This window comes from Paraburkholderia sediminicola (assembly GCF_046030555.1).
GTDB lineage: Bacteria > Pseudomonadota > Gammaproteobacteria > Burkholderiales > Burkholderiaceae > Paraburkholderia > Paraburkholderia sediminicola_E.
Window position 1 is genome coordinate 1 of sequence record NZ_JAQQCH010000048.1, and the last position, 19,855, is coordinate 19,855.

A 19,855-nucleotide genomic window follows, 5' to 3' on the forward strand; every position below is an offset into this window, starting at 1 on the left:
AGCTTGGAGGGGACAGTGGTGCATCTGGAATCCGTGTCCTCGCACATTCAGCCCTGGTGACAACGCACTCATCAGCTCCCACTCCGCACTGCGTGCGTCGCGGATGGGTCTGCACGGAAAACCCGGGGCTTCGTTTGGGCGCGGTGGGACCCTCGGCTTCGCCTCGGCGACGACGGAGTTGCACGGCAAACCAAGGCTTCGTTAAGGCGCAGCGAGGACCATCGGCTTTGCCTCGGCGATGACGATGTAGCATGGAAAACCACGGGCTTAGAAGGCGCAGCGGGGGCCATCGGCTTCGCCTCGACGGAGCGCGAGCGCAAAAACGTAGTGGTCGGTTCCATGAAGTGCGCTTCGGCGCGCGCAGCGCCGCCGGAAGTATGACGGCCTTGTCACTGGCGCCGAATGTGCGAGAACACAGATTCCAGATGCGCCACCGCCCCCTCCAAGCCCAGGGGACCCGCTTAATAACTAGCGGTGTGAGCCGCTTTCTCTTGCTTACTTCTCTTTGCGGCGGCAAAGAGAAGTAAGTGCCCGCCCCGCACAGGGGCGACGCTAATAAACCAATAACATTTCAAGAAAAGGCCAACGCCATAAAAACACAGACACCAAGCGCCGCGCAGGGAAAAAAATCAAACCCCAACAACATCATCAGGCGCTGCAGCCGCAGCCGCAGCCACCCCCACCGCCTCCCGCAAACACTCAACAAAAGCCTGACAAGCAGCACTCTGCTCCTTATGCGACCGCACAGAAAACCCGACAGTCCCAAACGCCCCGCTCTCAGGTAAATCCAGAATCCGCAACAACCCCGCATCTTCAAACTGCTGCGCGGCAACCCGCGGCATCAGCGCAATCCGTGGCGTATCGAGCAGCAAGCCGATATTCGTCAACAACGACAACGACTCCACAATATCCGTAGGCAGCGGCAACCCCGCCGCGCGAAACAGATGTTCCGCCGAAAGCCGCGCCGGCGAATCAGGCGTCGGCAGGATCCAGGGCGAGCCGACCAGCTCCGACAGATGCGTCACGCCAGCCGGCGCAGGCCCATAGCCTTTTCCGACCACCACACACAGCGACTCGTCAAAAAGCGCCTCATGCGTCAACGGAAAAGCACTCGCAATTGGCAACTCGCGCTCCGGCAACCGCCCGACGACGATATCGAGGTCGCCCGTCGCCAGCGCCGGGAACAGATGCGCCGTCGTACCCTCACGGACCGTCACCAGAACGTTCGGCGTGCGCGCCTTCAGCATCGCGATCGCCGTGGGCAAGAGCCGCGCCGATGCCGAAATGAGCGTGCCGACAATCACGTGGCCACTGGTGCCAAGCCGAAAGTCGTTGAGCTCGTCAGTCATATAGCGCAACTCCGCCATCAGCGATTTGACGCGCCGCCCGAGGAGCAATCCCAGTTCCGTCGGCACAACACCCCGATTCGAGCGCGCGAACAACGCACCGTCGAAACACGACTCAAGCTCGTGGATGACCTTGGTGACGGCCGGCTGCGTCAAGCGCATCTCGTTGGCCGCGCGCACGACGGAACGCGTTTCCAGCACGCGTTCGAAGATCATCAGCTGATTGAGCTTCAGCTTGCGGATCAGGGAAATCTCGCTAAGTGGATTGTGTTGCATGGCGGGCGTGGGCGGAATCAATGATCCGCGATGGTAACAGCACTAAATCGGCAGACCGATTAGGGGCACCACCTGTTCTTCCCGCCTTGGGCACACCTATTGCTGTATATCGCTCGCCGGCAATGGCCCGTCAAAGCACACAGCGCCTACAGCGGGTAGCCGTTTTTAACTTCAATTCAGCAATCCATCGGTGGGAGGCCCCATGCTTCGATACGCTGTAATCTTCTTCATCATCGCGATCATTGCCGCGGTATTTGGCTTTGGCGGCATTGCCGCAGGCGCAACGGAAATCGCCAAGGTTCTGTTCTTCATCTTCGTGGTGATCTTCCTCGTGACCTTGCTGATGGGCGTGATGCGACGCTGACCACCGCATTGACCAAATAAGCGAAGAAACACCCGCTCCAGTGCGGGCACCGGCAACGATTGCAATACTTGCTACACCGTATTGCAATCGTTGCTGCCCGCGCCGGAGTTTTTAATTCAAACCCTACACGTCACGCGCCCGCACGTCCCGAACGCATTGCACCGCAGCGCACGCGCAACGCGCTTCAAGTGCACCAACCACGCAAACGCCTCATGCAGCACGTGCAATTCTCGCCGGCACGGTCAACCTATGCGACCAGTTCGCGAGCGTACGCGTCGCCACCGGTGGTTTGCTCAAGATCGCACTGTCGTAACGCTTGCCGTCGAACCGCACGAAATCGACGATGCGAAACCCCTGCCCTCGATAAAACGCAATCAGGTGAGCCGCCGGTTGCGGCGTATCGAGCGCAAGCTCCGCAAAACCGCGTGTCGCGGCCCAGTGGTCGGCGAAAGCGATCAATAACGTACCGATGCCGCGCGCCTGCCACACCGGCTCCACACCGAACTGGCGCAGGCTGGCAATATCGTCGCGTCGGTACACGTCGCAAGGCGACTCGTGATCGGGCGCATACAGCGTCATCGTGCCGACAATGCGCCCCTCGCAGACCGCGACGTAGCAATCGCCTCCGCTCGCGCGTGAACGCGTCGTCTCCACCGTTTGGTCCACACAGGTGCAATTCAGCCCCATCGTCCCGAGCCGTGTGAAAGCCCGATGCAGCAGCGCGGTCAACGCGACGTACGAATCGCGCGACGGATCGAAGCGGCGCAGTTCGACACGGCCCACGCCGTGACATACATAGTCGATACGGACGGATTGCTGCGTCGTTGCACGTTGCTTCACGTTGAACACCTCGCGCTATCAAGATGCACGAAGTGTAGATTTCGCCAGTAGGCGTCTCAAGAAAAAATGTCGTAAAAACTCACATGGGACGTGTATGCGGGCGACCGTGCTAACCGTGTTGACCGTGCTTATAGGCATGCCAACGTGCTATCGGCAGATTGCCATGCACTAGCCTGCGGGTGTCGTAAGCGACTCGTTTTCCCGCAAGCCGAGATGCAATTCCTCGCAGAGGAAGGTCTGCAATGTCTGCACGGCGGCGGCCTGGGCACCGGAGACGGCGCGCATGAAAAGCCCAAAATCGGCGGTGGGGGCATCGGGCAAGCCATCGGCCTGACCGAGTACGCGCATCGACTCCGAACGGATATTGCCATCGAGCAGCACCGAGACACCAAGCCCCGCTTCCACGGCCGACTGCACCGCCGGCAAACTGGTGCTGGTGCACACAATGCGCCACGCAATCCCCGCGCGCCGCAGCGCAGTCAACACCTGCTGCTGCCATAAACACGCGCCGCCGAACGCCACCACCGGCAGCGCCGCGTCACCATCACGGCTGAAGCCGCGCGCGCCGACCCAGTAGAGCGGCTGCGTCCAGGTGAGCAGCGGCACCGAGTCGACCAGCGCGGGGTCCCCCACGACCACGTCGAGGCCACCATCCGCAAGCCGGTTCGACAACGCCGAACTGGTATCGACGACGATTTCCAGCGCCACCTGCGGATAAGCGATCGAAAAGCGCCGCAACGCGCGCGGCAGACGGCCGACCGCGATGTCTTCCAGCATGCCGAGCCGCACCGTGCCGGACACCTGCCCCGCGCTCAAGGCCCGCCGCGCATCGGCACCCGCGCCGAGGATCGTATGCGCGAACGGCAACAGCAGATGACCCGCTTCGGTCAGTTGCACGCCACGCGGCGAGCGATCGAGCAAACGCTGCCCCAGTTCCTCTTCGAGCCGACGCAATTGCATGCTCACCGCCGCCTGGGTACGCGCGAGGCGCACCGCCGCCACGCCCACGGCGCCGGTCTCCGCAACGGTAACGAACGCACGCAGGAGATTGCTGTCGAGATCTCGGGTCATCACGTTTATTGAAGTGATCATAAGAAATATCAACTTATCTTAATACCGCCTGCACCGATAAGATAGCGTCCAACGAATCCGAACGAGCGGCAACGAGGCCACAATGCAGGACACCACGATCAAACCAGCGCTGAATTCCGCGCCAGCGCCAACCATAATCAAGCCGGCCAGCGCTGCGGCGGGTGCGGCGCTCCTGTGCGTGCTGTCGATGTCGAGCGTGCAGTTCGGCGCCGCGCTCTCTGCGCCGACGATGGCGGCGTACGGTTCGCTCAGCACCACCTGGTTACGCCTCTGCTGGGCCGCTGCAGTGCTTGCGTTGCTGGTGCGCCCGCGGCTTTTCACCTACTCGCGCTCGCATTGGCTCGCGGCCGGTGCGCTGGGGGCGGCAATGGCCGGCATGACGCTGTGCTTTTTCGCGGCACTTCAGCGGATCCCATTGGGGCTGGCCGTCGCGATCGATTTTCTCGGGCCACTCGCCGTGGCGACTTTCGCGGTACGTCGCGCGCGAGCATTAGCGTGGCCGGCATTGGCGATTGCCGGCGTGCTACTGCTTTCGCGTGATCGCGCGGGCTGGATCGGCGAACCGCTTGGCGTGCTGCTCGCGTTTGGCGCCGCGCTCGGCTGGGGCAGCTATATCGTGCTGATGAAGAAGATCGGCACCGTGTTCGCCGGACTCGAAGGATTGTCGGTGTCACTGATTGCAGCGGCGCTGGTCGCCACGCCATTCGGCTTCGCGCAAAGCGGCATACACATTGCCGCGGGCCAGATCGCGGCAACCGCGGGCCTCGCGTTGCTGGTTCCGTTGTTACCGTACGCGCTGGAAATGGTGGCATTGCGGCACATGCCGGCCGCATCGTTTGGGATCCTGATGAGTGTCGAACCCGCGATCGGCGCGTTGGCCGGCTTCGTGGTGCTGCATCAACCAATGGGGGTCTTGCAGATAGCAGGCACACTGCTGGTGGTCGCCGCGAGCGTCGGCGCCGTGGCGGCGACGCGCTGACCGGTACTGAATCGCGGCGTGTGCCGTGCTTAGGCGAAGTTTTCCGCTTCGTAAAGACGCCGGCCCGCTGCGTCCTTGGCGCCAAGAATCGGCTCGATTTCGATCGGCCACTCGACGCCGATATCAGGATCGCACCACAAGATGCAGCGCTCGAGTTCGGGGAACCAGTATTCGGTGGTCTTCCAAAGACATTCGGCGACGTCGGAAAGCACGACGAAACCATGCGCGAAGCCCGGCGGCACCCACACCTGCCGGTGATTGACCGCGCTCAGATATACGCCGCTCCATTTGCCGAAGTTCGGCGAATTGAGCCGCACGTCTACCGCGACGTCGAACACTTCCCCCACCACCACGCGCACGAGACGACCCTGCGGTCGCTGCACCTGATAGTGCAGCCCGCGCAACACACCACGCACCGCCCGCAAATGCCGGTCTTGCACGAAATTGAAACCGTGCGAGACGTCGTCAGTAAACTCATCCGCACTGAAGCTCTCGAAGCAGAAGCCGAATTCGTCGCAAAACACCTCGGGCTCGATGAGTTTGACCTCCGGCAATGCCGTCGCCATTACCTTGTTGCCCATGGCCACTGTGCTCGTAAGAAGCCTGTCCGCAGAAAACACGCATGCCGTTGCGCACGCCGCTGCGCACGCATCCATTCACAATGAAGTACGCCGTCTGCACGGCGCCTGCCCAAGCTTACATCTCGGTCGGCACCCGGCTGCGTGCGCGATATTCGGTCGGTGACAACGCCATACGCTTGCGGAATATCTTCGCGAGGCGATCGCCGTTGCCGGTGCCGCTGCGGCGCGCGATCTTGTCCACCGGTAATTCGGTTTCAGTCAGGAAATTGCAGGCAATGCGCAGCCGCACCTGCAGCAGATAGTCAGAAGGTGTGACGTGCATTTCATGCTTGAAGCGCCGCAGAAAATTTCGCTCGCTCATCGCCGCCACCTGGGCGGCGTCGGCAACCGAGACAGAACGATCGCAATTCGCCTCCATCCAGCGCGCGGCTGCACGGATTTTCTCGCCAACACTGAGCGTGCCGCCTTCTGCCGGCAGCGGCACCCAGGTGGCGGCCATGCCGGGCATGACCCGATCAGCGACGCTGCGCGCGAGTTCCGCGCCGAGATCGCGCTTGATGAACATCAGCGCACTGCGCGCGCAGTCGTTACGATCGTTGGCAGCGCTGCGCGCGGCATCGGTCGTGGCGCTGTTCAGATACCGGTTCACCTGGAGGCCGTCATGGTCTGCGGGGCCCGCCGCCTCCAGCACGAGACGGCCCTCGCCGATCGTCTCGATCGCGCGAGTGCGCGTTTGCACCGATCGCAGCCAGCCGAGCAGCCGTTCGTCGAGCGCGGCCTCATGTGCGCCGTAGCCACCGGCAATGAACAGCACGTCGAAACCGCTGCCGTAACGTGTGTCGATACGGTCAGTCCAGATCCGCGCTGACGAAGAACTCGCGACGCTGCCGCCGCCCATCGACAGAAACTGCACTTCATAAGGCGGCTCTTCGCCAGCCCGTGAGCCGGAGAGCTCGTTAGCGGTCTGGAACATCTCGACCACCGTGCCAGGTCCGAGCAGCCAGAAACCGTCGAACAGCAAAACGCCGATTCGCCGCGCTGCACTGCGCACGTTTAGCGTCGGCGTATGTAACCAGGTGATCCTCACAGTATCCAGGTGCATGTGCGGCATGATGTTCCCTCAAAACTGTCGTGCGTTGCGGACCCCGCTATCCCTTCGGCCGGCCGATATGGTCGAATTTAATCACGGCGATTGAAAACTGCCGGCAATTTTGCTTAACGGATTATGCGTGATGGTAGCGTAATGGCTCGCCATAGTAAATTTGAAAAACAAATTGGCATTGCGAAAACCAATGTATGAAGAAACCCATTATTGGCTGTTTCATATGAGCGCCCTCATATGAGCCGCTACAGCGGTAGATCGTACCGGATCGCCTTCCTTCGGAACGCCGCAGAGCCTTATATTTGCTCGCTCTTGAGCCTGTCACGGCAACGCACGAAGCCGGCTCGCACAGTGTGATTCCGGGCATCGGCTTACAGCAATCGCATCCATAATTGTTTCAAACATGAACTCTAAACATCGCAAATAATGAACGTTCATTCAGGCTCTTATTCGCAAATCGGGAATTTATCGGCAGTGTGAATGTGGTGGACCGCACATTCATGGAAACATTCCGGATTAAGCATTTCGACAGCCAATTCCAAATCGACTAAAAACGTTTCTATATTGAAACATCCGCCCTCTTTTACATATGAATAAATGCGGCAGTCATCCGCCCCCACCACCGCGAGAACATCGGACGAATCTGCGGCGTGGCGAAAATCGTGCCAGGCGGCTTCCTTAAACAAAGTTTCATCCCCGGATCGTGCACTTTAAGACTTGGTTAAGGGTGGCAGCGCCATAATTTGCGTACCGTGAGAGATGGAAGGAGCAGAAATATGTCGCGCCCCATGAGCATCGAAAAAGTCAACGAATATGGACAAAACGCGGTTCGCATCGCCATCGAGGACAGTGCGGTATTGCTCGAAGTGCCTGATCTGGACGCCGTGATCGAACACCTCAGCGCGCTGCGTGCCACGATGCGCCCTGAAGTGCCTAAAGAACCGTTGCGCACCCATCAGTACGTGATTGAAATCGATCCGTGCTGGCACACTGAAAAACATCCACTGCATGACGGCGCCGTACTATTCCTGCGGCATTCCGGCCTGGGCTGGGCCGGCTTCGCACTCCCCACCGAAAGCCTCGCCAGGTTGCATCACGCGCTGACACAGCAACTGGAAGCATCGCTCGAAGTCCACGGCATGCTCAACTGAATCGACTGAATCGGCTGGATTACGAGCTCACGCAGCTTGTTGCGTTTCGCGTAGCACAGCGTTTCAGATTACGTCTGCACCTCGCTGAGCCTCACATCTATACTTCCCTCGCCGCCTCATAGCGGTTACTTTCATTCAGGTCTCTTTCCGAAGCGCGGCTTTGTCCGCGCTCTTTTTTTGCACGTCGCTTAGGTTTGCTTATGGTTAGCGGGATGATCCAGATACAGGGTCGTCCATCCAGTTCATGAACATTGCACAAAATTAAAAAAGACTTAATCCACCTAGCTGTGCCGTTTTATCTGCGATCGCCGATGATGCATCCATCGTCCTTCTCTACTGTTCCAACATGAACCAGCTACAAGCGATGCGTGTCTTCACACGAGTGGTCGATCTCGCCAGCTTCAATCTTGCGGCGAGACAGTTAGGGATGTCGGCAGCGGCGGTCACGCGCAGCGTCGGCACACTGGAAGCGCATCTGAACATGCGCTTGCTGAACCGCACCACGCGCAGTCTTTCGCTGACCGATGTAGGCCGCGAATATCTGGACGGCTGCCGCACGATCATCGAGAAGCTCGACGAAATGGAATCGAATCTGCTTGAGACAACACGCGATCCGCAGGGCACGTTACGGATCGCTACGCCGATGACGTTCGCTACCGCCGGGTTGGGCGCATTGCTGGCCGCGTATCGCACGCTGCATCCACGCGTGGACTTCGACGTGACGACGTTCGACACGCATATCGATCTGGTGGAAGGCGGTTTCGACGTGTGTTTCTCCGATGACCGGCGGCTCGCCAATTCCACGCTGGTGAGCCGCATGCTGACCAGTGTCGATGAATTGACTGTCGCCTCTCCGATCTATCTGGCGCGTCACGGCACCCCTCGCGATCCGGCTGCGTTGAACCGCCATGGCCTGCTGACGGTCTCCGACGGTTCGTCGCGCACCTGGGAATTCGCGGACGACGACGGTATCTACCGCGTCAACACCGGTAGCGCGCTCACTGCAACGAGTAGCACGATGGTGCGCGTAGCCGCACTCAACCATATGGGTATCGCCCTGCTGCCGCTGCCGATCATTGCCGACGATCTCGTGCAGGGTACGCTCGTACCCGTGCTCGAACAATTCGAAATCAACGGCGGTCCGCGCCAGGTGTCGATTCTCTACTCCGGCCGCAATTACCTGTCGATGCGTGTGCGCAGTTTCATCGACTTCGCGGTCAGCCAGTATCGTGCGCCGGACCGCCCGGTCGCGCTGCGGGCGGTAGCTTGAACGGGGCGCGCGCACCATGCCCAAAATACTAACGATCGAAGATGACGAGTTGATCGCACACGACATCGTCCGCACCCTCAGCGCAAGCGGTTTCTCTGTCGACGTGGCGCGCACCGGCCGCGAAGGGATGGCGAAAGTGATGGCGGGCGACTACGACGTCGTCACACTCGACCGCATGCTGCCCGATCTCGACGGCCTGACTATCGTGGCGACGATGCGCGGTGTTGGCATGGAAACACCCGTGCTCGTGATGAGTGCGATGTCCGATGTCGATCAGCGCATTCAGGGTCTGCGCGCGGGCGGCGACGACTACCTGACCAAGCCGTTCTCGCCCGAGGAAATGTTCGCACGCGTCGAAGTGCTGTTGCGCCGTCGGCCACGTCACGCCAAAGCTGAAACGATGCTGCGCAGCGGCGCGCTGGAAATCGACCTGGTGCGCCGCAGAGTCACTCACCGGCAGCGCGAACTCGATCTGCAACCCACTGAATTCCGCGTGCTCGAATTCATGATGCGACACACTGGCCAGGTGCTCACACGCACGATGATTTTTGAGGCCGTGTGGGGCTGCCGCTTCGATCCTGGCACGAACCTGATCGACGTACACGTAGGCCGTTTGCGCAAGAAGGTCGAGACGCCTGGCGAGCGTCCGTTGATTCGCACCATTCGAGGCTCAGGCTATCTGTTCGGCTGACGCCGTTCCATTCGCAGGTTTTCCGACGAAGCTTTAGCGCTGCATGCAGCGCTAAAGCCGTTGCAACGCGACTATCGACGCAATCGCACACACCCTCGCGGCTTCCTAAAACTAGTTTCATTTGTTTAGTCCGCGACTGTTAGGACCCGCTCTCCAGAATGCCGTTACCGGGCTACACCAATGGTGCAAGCCCCAACCGCCACACGCCCGCGCAGATTCAATCGCGCCTCTGAACGGAGCAGCCTTCGATGTTAAAAATAGTCCGGTTAGCTTTGACCCGGCCCTACACGTTCATCGTGCTTGCGATGCTGATCCTGTTGATCGGTCCGCTTGCCGCGTTGCGCACGCCGACGGATATCTTTCCCGACATCCGCATTCCCGTGATCAGCGTGGTCTGGAATTATGCCGGCCTGCAACCGGACGATATGTCCGGACGCATCGTTACCTATTACGAGCGCACGCTCGGTACGACCGTCAACGACGTCGCGCATATCGAGTCGCAATCGTTTCGCGGCTACGGCATCGTGAAGATCTTCTTTCAGCCGACCGTGGACATCCGCACCGCGACCGCCCAGGTGACCTCGGTGTCGCAGACGGTGCTCAAGCAGATGCCACCCGGCACCACGCCGCCGCAAATTCTGAACTACAACGCGTCTACCGTGCCGGTGCTGCAACTTGCACTGACCAGTAATACGCTCGACGAACAGAAACTCGCGGACTACGCGACCAACTTCATTCGCCCGCAATTGCTGAGCGTGCCTGGCGTGGCGATTCCGACGCCGTACGGCGGTAAGACCCGTGAAGTGCAGATCGATCTCGATCCGCAAGCCTTGCAGGCGAAAAAGCTTTCGGCCAACGATGTCGCCACCGCCCTTGCCCAGCAGAATCAGATCATCCCGGCGGGCACCGAAAAGATCGGCCGGTTCGAATACAACATCAAGCTGAACAACAGCCCGCTAGCACTCGACGAACTGAACGCGCTGCCGATCAAGACGGTGGACGGCGCAACGATCTATATCCGCGATGTGGCCCACGTACGCGACGGCTATCCGCCGCAAGGCAACGCGGTCCGCGTGGACGGTCATCGTGCAGTGCTGATGAGTATTCTGAAGAACGGCTCTGCCTCGACGCTCGACATCATCTCCGGTGTCAAGGCGCAATTGCCGCGCATTGAAGCGACGCTGCCGCCCGGATTGAAGCTCGTGACGATGGGCGATCAGTCGACCTTTGTAAAAGGCGCCGTCAGCGGCGTGGCGCGTGAGGGCGTGATCGCCGCCGCGCTCACTTCGCTGATGATTCTGCTGTTCCTCGGTAGCTGGCGCTCGACGCTGATCATCGCGGCATCGATTCCGCTTGCAGTGCTGGCGGCGATTGCGGGTCTCGCCGCAATGGGCGAAACGCTTAACGTGATGACGCTCGGCGGCCTTGCGCTCGCGGTCGGGATTCTGGTCGACGACGCCACCGTCACGATCGAGAACATCAACTGGCATCTCGAACAAGGCAAGGACGTACGCAGTGCGATTCTGGACGGCGCCGCGCAGATCGTCGCACCCGCATTCGTGTCCTTGCTGTGCATCTGCATCGTCTTCGTGCCGATGCTGCTGCTCGACGGCATTGCGCGCTTCCTGTTCGTACCGATGGCCGAAGCGGTGATCTTCGCGATGATCGCGTCGTTCATTCTGTCGCGCACGTTCGTGCCGATGATGGCGCAATACCTATTGCGCCCGCATGCGTCGGGCGGTCATGCCTCTGGCGAACTGGCTGCAGTGATGGACCCGCATGGCGGCCATTCGCACGCGGCACCGTCGCGCAATCCGCTGGTGCGTTTTCAGCGCGGTTTCGAGCATCGTTTCGAGCGCGTGCGCAGCGTGTATCGGATCGTGCTCGGCCTCGCGCTCACGCATCGCAAGCGCTTCGTGACGGGGTTTCTGATCGTAGTCGGCGCGTCTTTTCTGCTCGCCCCGTGGCTCGGCCGCAATTTCTTCCCGAATATCGACTCCGGAGAAATCGCGATCCACGTGCGAGCCCCGATCGGCACACGGGTCGAAGATACCGCCGAGCAATTCGATCTGATCGAAAACGCAGTGCGCCGGGCGATTCCGCCGGACCAGCTGCGCGGTATCGTCGACAATATCGGCTTGCCCAATAGCGGTATCAACCTGACCTATAACAACAGCGGCACGATCGGACCGCAAGACGGCGACATCCTGATCTCGCTGAACGAGGACCACCAACCCACCGCCGGCTTTGTCCGCACACTGCGTGAAACGCTGCCGCGCCAGTTTCCCGGAACAACGTTTGCGTTCCTGCCGGCCGATATCGTCAGCCAGATTCTGAATTTCGGCGCACCCGCGCCAATCGACTTGCAGGTGGCTGGGCCGAACCAGGCGGCCAATCATCGCTACGCTAACGAAGTGATGCGACGCATGCGCATGATCCCCGGCATTGCCGACACGCGCATCCAGCAGGCGTCGACGTACCCGCAATTCACCGTATCGGTGGACCGCTCGCGTGCCGATCAACTTGGCATCACCGAACAGGATGTGACCAATTCCGTGGTGGCGAGCCTCTCGGGCACGAGTCAGGTGTCGCCAACGTACTGGCTGAATCCGAAGAACGGCGTCTCGTATCCGATCGTCGCACAGACGCCGCAATACCGCATGACGTCCCTGTCCAATCTGAGCAACTTGCCGGTGACCAGCAAGAGCGGCCACGCGCAGATTCTCGGCGGCATCGCGACCATTTCGCGCGGCGTCGGCAATGCGGTGGTTTCGCACTACAACATCGAGCCGCTCTACGACGTGTTTGCGACCACCCAAGGTCAGGATCTCGGCGCCGTCTCCGCGAAGATTCAGAACATCCTCCATGCGACCGAGAAAGATGTGCCGAAGGGTTCGATCGTCACACTGCGTGGTCAGGTTCAGACGATGAATAGCGCGTTCCTCGGTTTGTCGCTGGGTCTGGTCGGCGCAATTCTGTTGATCTATCTGCTGATCGTCGTGAACTTCCATTCGTGGAGCGACGCGTTCGTGATCGTTACTGCGTTGCCCGCAGCGTTGGCCGGCATTGTGTGGATGCTGTTCACCACCCATACGCCGCTCTCCGTGCCCGCACTGACTGGCGCGATTCTCTGCATGGGCGTCGCGACCGCCAACAGCATTCTGGTGGTGAGCTTCGCCCGCGAACGGCTGGCGGTGACCGGCAATGCGCTGGTCGCGGCGATGGAAGCCGGCTTCACGCGCTTTCGCCCGGTGCTGATGACGGCGCTCGCGATGATCATCGGCATGGCACCGATGGCGCTCGGCCTCGGCGACGGTGGCGAGCAGAACGCGCCGCTCGGTCGCGCCGTGATTGGCGGCCTGATTTGCGCGACTTTCGCCACGCTGCTGTTCGTACCGGTGGTGTTCAGCCTCGTGCATCGGCGCGACGCGGCGAGTCATGGCCCCTCACACAGTTCATCAAGCGACACCTCGCACGATCACTCATCATCCGAACCCGGAGTCCATCATGTCCACTGAGATCGAGATCAATTCGCCGAAGCGGCTGCGTCACCTCAAGCTGGTCGGTATCGCCGTGCTGCTGGCGGCAGCGGGCATCGTGGCCAGCGGTATTGCCAGCCGCGTGCATGCGAAGCAGGAACTCACCACCTGGTCGGCCCAGCAAGCCGTGCCGACGGTGGTGGCGTACACACCCAAACACGACCTCGACGCGCAGACGCTAGTGCTGCCCGGACGGCTGTCCGCCTTCGTCAACGCGCCGATCTACGCGCGCGTGTCGGGCTATCTGCATGCGTGGTACGCGGATATCGGCACCCACGTCAAAGCCGGGCAGTTGCTCGGCGTAATCGACACACCCGATCTCGATCAGCAATTGCAGCAGGCTCGTGCCGATCTGCAAAATTCGGTGGCGAATGAAAAACTCGCCGCATCCACGGCAAGCCGCTGGACGAAGATGCTGCAGCAGGATTCGGTCTCACAGCAGGACGCCGACGAAAAGACCAGCGACCTCGTTGCCAAGCAGGCGACGGTAGCAGCGGCCGAAGCCAACGTGCGGCGTCTCGAAGCGCTTGAGTCGTTCAAGCGCATCACGGCGCCGTTCGACGGCATCGTCACCGCGCGCACCACCGATATCGGCGCGCTCATCAACGCGGGCGGGGGCAATGGGCCTGAACTGTTCTCAGTCTCCGACGCACGTCAGTTGCGCGTCTATGTAAGCGTGCCGCAGGACGAGGCCGCCGCCATCAAGCCCGGCATGACCGCCACACTCACCGTGCCCGAACGCCCCGGCGTGAAGTTCGACGCCAAACTCGTCGACACCGATGATGCGATCACCCCTTCTTCGGGAACGCTGCTGGTGCAACTCGCCGTGGACAATCAGAACGGCCTGCTGATCCCCGGTGAGTACACCGAGGTGCATTTCGCGCTGCCGACCGACTCGCATGCCTTGTCCATTCCGGCCAGCTCGCTCATCTTCAGGCAGCACGGTTTGCAGGTCGCGGTCGTCGGCAACGACAACCATGCGATGCTCAAATCCGTTTCGATCGGTACCGATCTCGGCACGCAAGTCGAGATCGCGTCGGGCCTGAATCCCACGGACCGTGTCATCGACAATCCGCCCGACTCGCTGACTTCGGGCGATGAAGTGCGGCTTGGAGGCAATCCGGCGGGCACGACGGACACGTCGCTAGCCGAACGCCGGCCGGCGGAGAGCACTCATGGATAAACGCCGCATCTGTATCGCGTTGGCGGCCGCGGCGCTGGTGAGCGGCTGCTCATTCGCGCCGACCTACCATGCGCCGGCCACCAGCATCCCGACGACGTTCAAGGAAGGCGGCGCCTGGCAGCTCGCCAGACCGGCCGATCGCGTGCCGCGCGACGCGTGGTGGAGCGTGTATCGCGATCCGGTGCTCGATCACCTTGAAGTTCAGGTGGCGGCTGCCAATCCGGACGTGGCAGCAGCGATGGCGCGCCATGACGAAGCCACCGCCTATCTGTCGCAGGCCCGCTCGGGGTTGTTTCCGACTATCGGCGCCGAAGCGTCGGTGAATCGCCAAAGGCAATCGGACAACCGCCCACTGCGCGGCGCGGATCAGCCCTCGGTGTACGGTACGAATACGGTCGACGTCGGCATTGGCTATGACCTCGACCTGTGGGGCAAAATCCGCAACGAGGTATCGGCCGGCCGCTCGGCGATGCAGGCAAGCGAGGCCGATCTCGAGTCGGTACGTTTGAGTTTGCAGGCGAATCTGGCAAGTGCGTACTTCAATCTGCGCGGACTCGACGAACAGCAGCAATTGCTCAATGACACAATCGACACCTACCAGCATGCGCTCAAGCTCACGCTAAGCCGCCACGCGGGCGGCATCGCATCCGACCTCGACGTCTCGCGCGCGCAGACGCAACTTGACACCGCAAGCGCTTCCGCCGACGATATCGCCGCGCGCCGCGCGTTATACGAGCACGCGATCGCCAGCCTGACCGGCGCACCGGCGTCGACGTTTACCCTCGCGCCGGTGATCGAAACGGCGTATCTGCCGTCCATTCCAACCGGCGTGCCCGCGGCGCTGCTGCAACGGCGCCCAGACATTGCGGCAGCCGAGCGGCGTGTCGCCGAAGCCAACGCACAAATCGGCGTGGCCAAGGCGGCATTCTTCCCCGATATTTCACTCGGCCTCGATGGCGGTTATCAAAGCGACACGCTTTCGCCATGGCTAATGGCGCCGAACGAAATCTGGTCGGTCGGGCCGAGCCTGGTGCTCACGCTATTCGACGGCGGCCGCCGCGAAGCGATCACCCAACAGGCGCGCGCGAAGCTCGCCGAGAACGGCGCGAAGTACAAGGCCACCGTACTGCTCGCCTTCCAGCAGGTCGAAGACAACCTCGCCCAATTGCATCATCTCGGCGACGAAGCCACGCAGCAGAACGAGGCGCTCGTCGCCGCGCAACGCACGTTGACGCTTTCGATGTCGCGCTATCGCGACGGCGTGGTCAGCTATCTGGACGTGGTGACTGCGCAGACCACCGAACTCACCACCCAAACGGATGCATTGAACCTCAATACACGGCGTCTGCTGGCTTCAGTGGGGCTGATCGAGTCCTTGGGTGGCGGTTGGTCGGCGGACGACGCTACGGGCTCGCCTGCCGTTCAGGCAGCGAGTGCGCAAGCGAGGCGTCCAGGGGTGCTTGCTTCTGCTGGTTGAGTCTGCTGGTTGAGTCTGCTGGTTGAGTCTGCCGGTTGAGTCTGCCGGTTGAGTCTGCCGGTTGAGTCTGCTGGTTGGGTCTGCTGGTTGAAACTATCGGTCGAATTCTGTCGGTTCAATCTGGCGATTCAATCTGCCGGCCAAGTCCGCCAATGTCGTAAAAAACGTCGCCGGTTCATCACCGGCGACGTTGGCGTTTCAGGCAGGCTTACGGCACCTTGCTGCGCACTGGTGGCGCTCAGAACCGATGCCGCACGCCCAGGGCCACCACCGCCTGCCGATCGCTTGACGAAGCCGCCAGCGAATAGATCGACGCATTGCCAAGCACCGCGATACCGTCAGCACCCGACACGTGTTGATACACGCCTTCCAGATACAGATCGGTTCGGCGTGACAATGCGTAGTCCGCCTGCAGCATGAACTGATTCCACTTCGGCGCAACGCTCTTCCCGGCGTCGCTGAAATGCCCGTCGGTGAACGTGTACGAACCGCCCAGCGAGAAGGCCGGTGTAATCGCGTAGCGCGCGTTCAGCTCGTAGTTATTGAAAGTCAGCATATCGCCATTGAGCGTGGAATACGCGCCGCCCTGCGCGATCTGATGCGGATCGTTGAGCATCGTCCGGGTAAAGACAAGGCCAACGGTCGCCGCACCGAACGTGTAGCGTCCTGCCGCACCGAGGATACGCTGGCGTGCCCCGGTGAAAGTCGCATCCCCGTCACTGCTGCTCACCGCGCCACCGGTATTGTTGGGTTGATTGACACCGCCTGGCTGGTTCACCTGTAAATATGCCACCGCCAGATTGAACGGACCGCCTGCCCATTGCGCGCCGAGGCTATAGGCATTGTTGTTGCTGAAGCCGCCCGCCGCATTGCTGAAGGCATACGCGCCGCCAACCGTGATGCCACCATAAGTCGCGCTGCGGAATTTCAGCGCGTTGTTCATGCGCAGATCGTTGTTGAGGTTGTCGTTATCGAACGGATGGTCGGCGATATTGCCACCGAACCCCGAGCCGGTCGCCGAAAGCGGCGCGACGAAATCGACGAGGAAATCATATTGCCGCCCCATCGTCACGGTACCCCATTGTTTGCTGGCAATGCCGACCCATGCCTGTCGGCCGAACTCATCGCCACCGTTGGAGAACTTGCCGCTGTCGATATTAAAACCGTTCTCCAGATCGAAGACCGCGCTCAGCCCGCCACCCAGGTCTTCATTACCGCGCAGGCCCCAGCGATCGGTACTCACGTTGCCACTTTCCATCATCCAGTTGCTTTTTCCGCCCGAAGCCGTTTTCTGATTGCTGATGTAATCGATGCCGGTATCGAGTGTGCCGTAGAGCGTAACGCTGCTTTGTGCGTGCGCTGCCGCGCCGAAGGTACCTGCCAGCGCGACGAGTGTGGTTGCCAATGCTTTATTCATGTCTGATTCCGGGTAAGAGAAGGCGCCGATCCGCGCATTGACGGACCGATCCCACACACCGTGCGGGTAGCCGCAATGTAGATTTGCGGGGTGACATACCCGTGATCAAAACCGCCCGATTCATGAAACGTTTTTTATGTTCATGACATGCGCCCGACAAGTCCTTTAATCACTAGCCCGCCGGCGCTTCAGCGGATAAATATCTTTTCATGCGCACACCACCGATCCGCTAAAGCCAGGTGACTATCCTTCTCTTCAACCGATCCACGAATGCATAGCGGTTCGCGAATCGGTCCCATCCAATTTGATTTGTGAGGATTACGAACATGAAATCTCTGACGCTCGCCATCGCTTTCATCGGTGCAACCGCAACGGCTTCTGCTTTCGCTCAATCGACGACGGCTCCGGCGCAACAGACCGCCGCGCCGGCTATGCAAGTGGCACAGAACAGCACGGCCGCGGCGGGCGCTGCAGGATCGTGGGTGCCGCCTTACGGTCAGGCGACCGGCGGGAAGACGCGTGCGCAGGTCTATCAGGAACTGGTGCATGCAGAGAAAGACGGCCAGCTCGCCTATCTGAACTCGACCCTTTACGCACACTGAGATGCACGCGAAGACAAGCAACCGGGTGCGCGCCGCATTGGCGCTGCTTCTCGCCACCGGCCTTGCGGCAGCGGCCACGTCGGCCAACGCCGCGCCGCCGGTGGGCGGGACATTGAGCCGATCGACAGCACTGACATCCGCCGGCGGGTGGACTTCGCCGAACGCAATGAATGGGCATGGCAAAACACGGGCCCAGGTTTACCGGGAACTGATCAAAGCCGAGAACGATGGACAGTTAAATTATCTGAATCGGCTCTATCGTTAAACGCAACACGCCGCATCTCTCGCCCTGACATCCATGACTCTTCGCACCGCGATCAAACGATCTGCTTCGTTTGCCGTTGCCGCGGTTGCAGCCGGACTGCTGTTATCCGGCTGCGCAACGACAACGACACCCGCCAGCGCCGACAACTGTGTCGGTCCACCGAGTTTCTGCAATATCTATTTTGGTTCATGAACAAAAAAAAGCGCGCTCCCCCTTCGGGCAGCGCGCTCTTTACTTGATGCTGACGCTTTAGAACGAGTGTCGAATACCCACTCTGCCGACCACCTGCTTGCCGTCAGATGAAGGATCGAAGCCGGCGATCTGCGCGACGGCGCCGCCGCTCGCTTTCTGCAGTGCCGCGAGCGCATAGATGGCGGTGCGTTTCGACAATTCGTACTCCGCGCTCAGATTGAGCTGCTGATACTTCGGCTCCTGATTGGTCGCATGATCGCGGCCATCCGTATACGTGTAGCCGGCAGCGAGATTCAGCTGACTGGTTGCCGCAAAGGTACCGGCAATTTCATAGTTCTGGAATTTGACGTCTTGTCCCGCATCGCCCTGCAGGAAATTGACGTTGGTGAAGTTGCCCATCACCTTGAACTTGCCGATCTGATAAGAAGCGCCGGCGGCGAAGATACCCTGGCTACGTGCATTGGCCAGATAGTTGCCGTACACCGCATTGGTAAAGCCCGAGCCGTTCTGATAGCTCTGGATCGCCTGTTCCGGATCATTGACCCGCAAATAGCCCGCCCCCATCGAGAACGGTCCGTTCGTATACGACGCAGCCGCGCTATAGGCGGAGTTATTCGAGAACTGTCCCGCCTGCCCGCCGAACGAATAGAGGGCTTCACCCGTAAAGCCACCGATGGTGGGACTCGTGTACTTCACCGCATTGCTGATAGCGAAGCCGTTGTCGAGGTTATCCATGTCATTGGGGTGAGAGAAATACCAGCCGCCGTAGGTACCGTTGAGCGAGAACGGTTCGATGAGATCGACGACCGGATCCCACTGCCGGCCGAGGGTGACCGTACCGGCTGTCTGACTGGCGAGTCCGACATAGGCGTTACGGGAGAAGGCCAGACCACTGCCGAGGCCACCGTTAGTCGAATTGAAGCCGCTTTCCAGGTCGAACACGGCTGAGAGGCCGCTACCGAGATCTTCTTTGCCTCGGAGGCCCCAGCGGCTACCTGCACTAACGCCGCTGGCCATTTGATAGAGATGGTTACCGTTGACGTTGCTGGCGAAGTCGATACCCGTATCGAGCAGTCCGTAGAGCGTGACGCTGCTTTGCGCGTGCGCGGTGGAAACGACGCCGACACATAGGAGTGCCCCGACCAAGTGGGTCAGCTTCATCTTCTGATTCATGAATCACCTTTCATTTAATTAAGGATGCCTGATAGCAGTGGAGAATTTGCAATTCTGTGTGAACACGGAGTGAATATATCGAGGTCAGAAACGGCTGCATCTGCAATACAGACTTTCAGTTTTTTTGTTGGTTTTCTTGAATGAGGCGTTGACCCAAGATGCATGGGAGGGGTGATTTTTGTTTTGGGTTTGTGCCTACGGTGTTGGGGGGCTTGATTTTTTTTGCCTGCGCGGCGCTTTGTTTGTCTGTTCGCCTGTGGCGTTGGTGTTTCCTTGATCTGGGTTTTTTGGTTTTTGGTTTTTGGCCTTTGGCCT

Annotated in this window: 18 protein-coding genes; 10 read left to right on the forward strand and 8 right to left on the reverse strand. The window is 60.4% G+C overall.

From position 1 onward, the window contains the following. Positions 1-629: 629 nt before the first annotated feature. A complete protein-coding gene (locus tag PQQ52_RS34090; protein ID WP_408221346.1) occupies positions 630-1,622 on the reverse strand; it encodes a LysR substrate-binding domain-containing protein in 993 nt (330 codons plus the stop codon). Positions 1,623-1,824: 202 nt separating this feature from the next. On the opposite strand from PQQ52_RS34090, the gene PQQ52_RS34095 reads away from it, so the two are divergent. After that, the gene (locus PQQ52_RS34095) at positions 1,825-1,986 is read left to right on the forward strand and encodes a DUF1328 domain-containing protein (RefSeq protein ID WP_035551387.1); all 162 of its coding nucleotides are present in this window, start codon (positions 1,825-1,827) and stop codon (positions 1,984-1,986) included. 210 nt (positions 1,987-2,196) lie between these two features. On the opposite strand, the gene PQQ52_RS34100 is transcribed toward PQQ52_RS34095, so the two are convergent. Both PQQ52_RS34100 and PQQ52_RS34105 read right to left on the reverse strand, forming a co-directional pair. After that, the gene (locus tag PQQ52_RS34100) at positions 2,197-2,826 is read right to left on the reverse strand and encodes a GNAT family N-acetyltransferase (RefSeq protein WP_408221348.1); all 630 of its coding nucleotides are present in this window, start codon (positions 2,824-2,826) and stop codon (positions 2,197-2,199) included. 168 nt (positions 2,827-2,994) lie between these two features. Continuing rightward, positions 2,995-3,918 (reverse strand): LysR substrate-binding domain-containing protein, encoded by a 924-nt coding sequence (locus PQQ52_RS34105; RefSeq protein ID WP_408221350.1) that lies wholly within the window; start codon positions 3,916-3,918, stop codon positions 2,995-2,997. Between the two features lie 82 nt (positions 3,919-4,000). Here PQQ52_RS34105 and PQQ52_RS34110 point away from each other — a divergent pair, with 82 nt between their 5' ends. After that, positions 4,001-4,897, forward strand: coding sequence for an EamA family transporter (locus PQQ52_RS34110; protein WP_408221352.1), 897 nt, complete (start codon positions 4,001-4,003; stop codon positions 4,895-4,897). Positions 4,898-4,926: 29 nt separating this feature from the next. Here the strand turns inward: PQQ52_RS34110 and rfbC are convergent, their stop codons facing one another. Both rfbC and PQQ52_RS34120 read right to left on the reverse strand, forming a co-directional pair. Then, the gene (gene rfbC, locus PQQ52_RS34115; RefSeq protein WP_408221354.1) at positions 4,927-5,478 is read right to left on the reverse strand and encodes a dTDP-4-dehydrorhamnose 3,5-epimerase; all 552 of its coding nucleotides are present in this window, start codon (positions 5,476-5,478) and stop codon (positions 4,927-4,929) included. A gap of 115 nt (positions 5,479-5,593) precedes the next feature. Continuing rightward, positions 5,594-6,589 (reverse strand): GlxA family transcriptional regulator, encoded by a 996-nt coding sequence (locus tag PQQ52_RS34120; protein ID WP_408221356.1) that lies wholly within the window; start codon positions 6,587-6,589, stop codon positions 5,594-5,596. 767 nt (positions 6,590-7,356) lie between these two features. Between PQQ52_RS34120 and PQQ52_RS34125 the strand changes: the two genes are divergently transcribed. From PQQ52_RS34125 to PQQ52_RS34150, 6 genes are all read left to right on the forward strand, one after another. Further along, complete coding sequence (locus tag PQQ52_RS34125; RefSeq protein WP_408221358.1) at positions 7,357-7,731, forward strand: hypothetical protein; 375 nt, start codon at positions 7,357-7,359, stop codon at positions 7,729-7,731. A gap of 346 nt (positions 7,732-8,077) precedes the next feature. Beyond that, positions 8,078-9,001: a LysR family transcriptional regulator gene (locus PQQ52_RS34130; RefSeq protein ID WP_408221360.1), complete on the forward strand. Its 924-nt coding sequence runs from the start codon at positions 8,078-8,080 to the stop codon at positions 8,999-9,001. A 16-nt stretch (positions 9,002-9,017) separates the two neighbouring features. Then, positions 9,018-9,692 (forward strand): response regulator transcription factor, encoded by a 675-nt coding sequence (locus PQQ52_RS34135; protein ID WP_408221362.1) that lies wholly within the window; start codon positions 9,018-9,020, stop codon positions 9,690-9,692. 248 nt (positions 9,693-9,940) lie between these two features. Then, the gene (locus PQQ52_RS34140; protein WP_408221364.1) at positions 9,941-13,210 is read left to right on the forward strand and encodes an efflux RND transporter permease subunit; all 3,270 of its coding nucleotides are present in this window, start codon (positions 9,941-9,943) and stop codon (positions 13,208-13,210) included. Beyond that, positions 13,200-14,414 (forward strand): efflux RND transporter periplasmic adaptor subunit, encoded by a 1,215-nt coding sequence (locus tag PQQ52_RS34145; RefSeq protein ID WP_408221366.1) that lies wholly within the window; start codon positions 13,200-13,202, stop codon positions 14,412-14,414. Before PQQ52_RS34140 ends, PQQ52_RS34145 begins: the two co-directional genes overlap by 11 nt. Next, positions 14,407-15,891, forward strand: coding sequence for an efflux transporter outer membrane subunit (locus PQQ52_RS34150; RefSeq protein ID WP_408221368.1), 1,485 nt, complete (start codon positions 14,407-14,409; stop codon positions 15,889-15,891). The genes PQQ52_RS34145 and PQQ52_RS34150 overlap by 8 nt, the downstream gene beginning before the upstream one ends. A 238-nt stretch (positions 15,892-16,129) precedes the next feature. Here PQQ52_RS34150 and PQQ52_RS34155 read toward each other — a convergent pair whose 3' ends face one another. Further along, entirely contained in the window at positions 16,130-17,308 is a 1,179-nt protein-coding gene (locus PQQ52_RS34155) for a porin (RefSeq protein ID WP_408221370.1), read from the reverse strand. A 326-nt stretch (positions 17,309-17,634) separates the two neighbouring features. Here PQQ52_RS34155 and PQQ52_RS34160 point away from each other — a divergent pair, with 326 nt between their 5' ends. Both PQQ52_RS34160 and PQQ52_RS34165 read left to right on the forward strand, forming a co-directional pair. Continuing rightward, positions 17,635-17,910 (forward strand): DUF4148 domain-containing protein, encoded by a 276-nt coding sequence (locus PQQ52_RS34160; RefSeq protein ID WP_408221372.1) that lies wholly within the window; start codon positions 17,635-17,637, stop codon positions 17,908-17,910. A gap of 37 nt (positions 17,911-17,947) precedes the next feature. Beyond that, positions 17,948-18,175 (forward strand): DUF4148 domain-containing protein, encoded by a 228-nt coding sequence (locus PQQ52_RS34165; protein ID WP_408221374.1) that lies wholly within the window; start codon positions 17,948-17,950, stop codon positions 18,173-18,175. Between the two features lie 249 nt (positions 18,176-18,424). Here the strand turns inward: PQQ52_RS34165 and PQQ52_RS34170 are convergent, their stop codons facing one another. Both PQQ52_RS34170 and PQQ52_RS34175 read right to left on the reverse strand, forming a co-directional pair. Beyond that, entirely contained in the window at positions 18,425-19,540 is a 1,116-nt protein-coding gene (locus tag PQQ52_RS34170) for a porin (RefSeq protein WP_408221376.1), read from the reverse strand. Positions 19,541-19,554: 14 nt separating this feature from the next. Beyond that, positions 19,555-19,855, reverse strand: a 301-nt coding sequence (locus PQQ52_RS34175) for a hypothetical protein (RefSeq protein WP_408221378.1), incomplete at its 5' end; no start/stop codon positions are given.

What these genes read in the sequence shown, in the direction of transcription:
- PQQ52_RS34090 (WP_408221346.1), bottom strand. Translation starts at nt 1,622, where the DNA reads ATGCAACACAATCCACTTAGCGAGATTTCCCTGATCCGCAAGCTGAAG.
- PQQ52_RS34095 (WP_035551387.1), top strand. Translation starts at nt 1,825, where the DNA reads ATGCTTCGATACGCTGTAATCTTCTTCATCATCGCGATCATTGCCGCG.
- PQQ52_RS34105 (WP_408221350.1), bottom strand. Translation starts at nt 3,918, where the DNA reads ATGATCACTTCAATAAACGTGATGACCCGAGATCTCGACAGCAATCTC.
- PQQ52_RS34110 (WP_408221352.1), top strand. Translation starts at nt 4,001, where the DNA reads ATGCAGGACACCACGATCAAACCAGCGCTGAATTCCGCGCCAGCGCCA.
- rfbC (WP_408221354.1), bottom strand. Translation starts at nt 5,478, where the DNA reads ATGGGCAACAAGGTAATGGCGACGGCATTGCCGGAGGTCAAACTCATC.
- PQQ52_RS34120 (WP_408221356.1), bottom strand. Translation starts at nt 6,589, where the DNA reads ATGCCGCACATGCACCTGGATACTGTGAGGATCACCTGGTTACATACG.
- PQQ52_RS34125 (WP_408221358.1), top strand. Translation starts at nt 7,357, where the DNA reads ATGTCGCGCCCCATGAGCATCGAAAAAGTCAACGAATATGGACAAAAC.
- PQQ52_RS34130 (WP_408221360.1), top strand. Translation starts at nt 8,078, where the DNA reads ATGAACCAGCTACAAGCGATGCGTGTCTTCACACGAGTGGTCGATCTC.
- PQQ52_RS34135 (WP_408221362.1), top strand. Translation starts at nt 9,018, where the DNA reads ATGCCCAAAATACTAACGATCGAAGATGACGAGTTGATCGCACACGAC.
- PQQ52_RS34140 (WP_408221364.1), top strand. Translation starts at nt 9,941, where the DNA reads ATGTTAAAAATAGTCCGGTTAGCTTTGACCCGGCCCTACACGTTCATC.
- PQQ52_RS34145 (WP_408221366.1), top strand. Translation starts at nt 13,200, where the DNA reads ATGTCCACTGAGATCGAGATCAATTCGCCGAAGCGGCTGCGTCACCTC.
- PQQ52_RS34150 (WP_408221368.1), top strand. Translation starts at nt 14,407, where the DNA reads ATGGATAAACGCCGCATCTGTATCGCGTTGGCGGCCGCGGCGCTGGTG.
- PQQ52_RS34155 (WP_408221370.1), bottom strand. Translation starts at nt 17,308, where the DNA reads ATGAATAAAGCATTGGCAACCACACTCGTCGCGCTGGCAGGTACCTTC.
- PQQ52_RS34160 (WP_408221372.1), top strand. Translation starts at nt 17,635, where the DNA reads ATGAAATCTCTGACGCTCGCCATCGCTTTCATCGGTGCAACCGCAACG.
- PQQ52_RS34170 (WP_408221376.1), bottom strand. Translation starts at nt 19,540, where the DNA reads ATGAATCAGAAGATGAAGCTGACCCACTTGGTCGGGGCACTCCTATGT.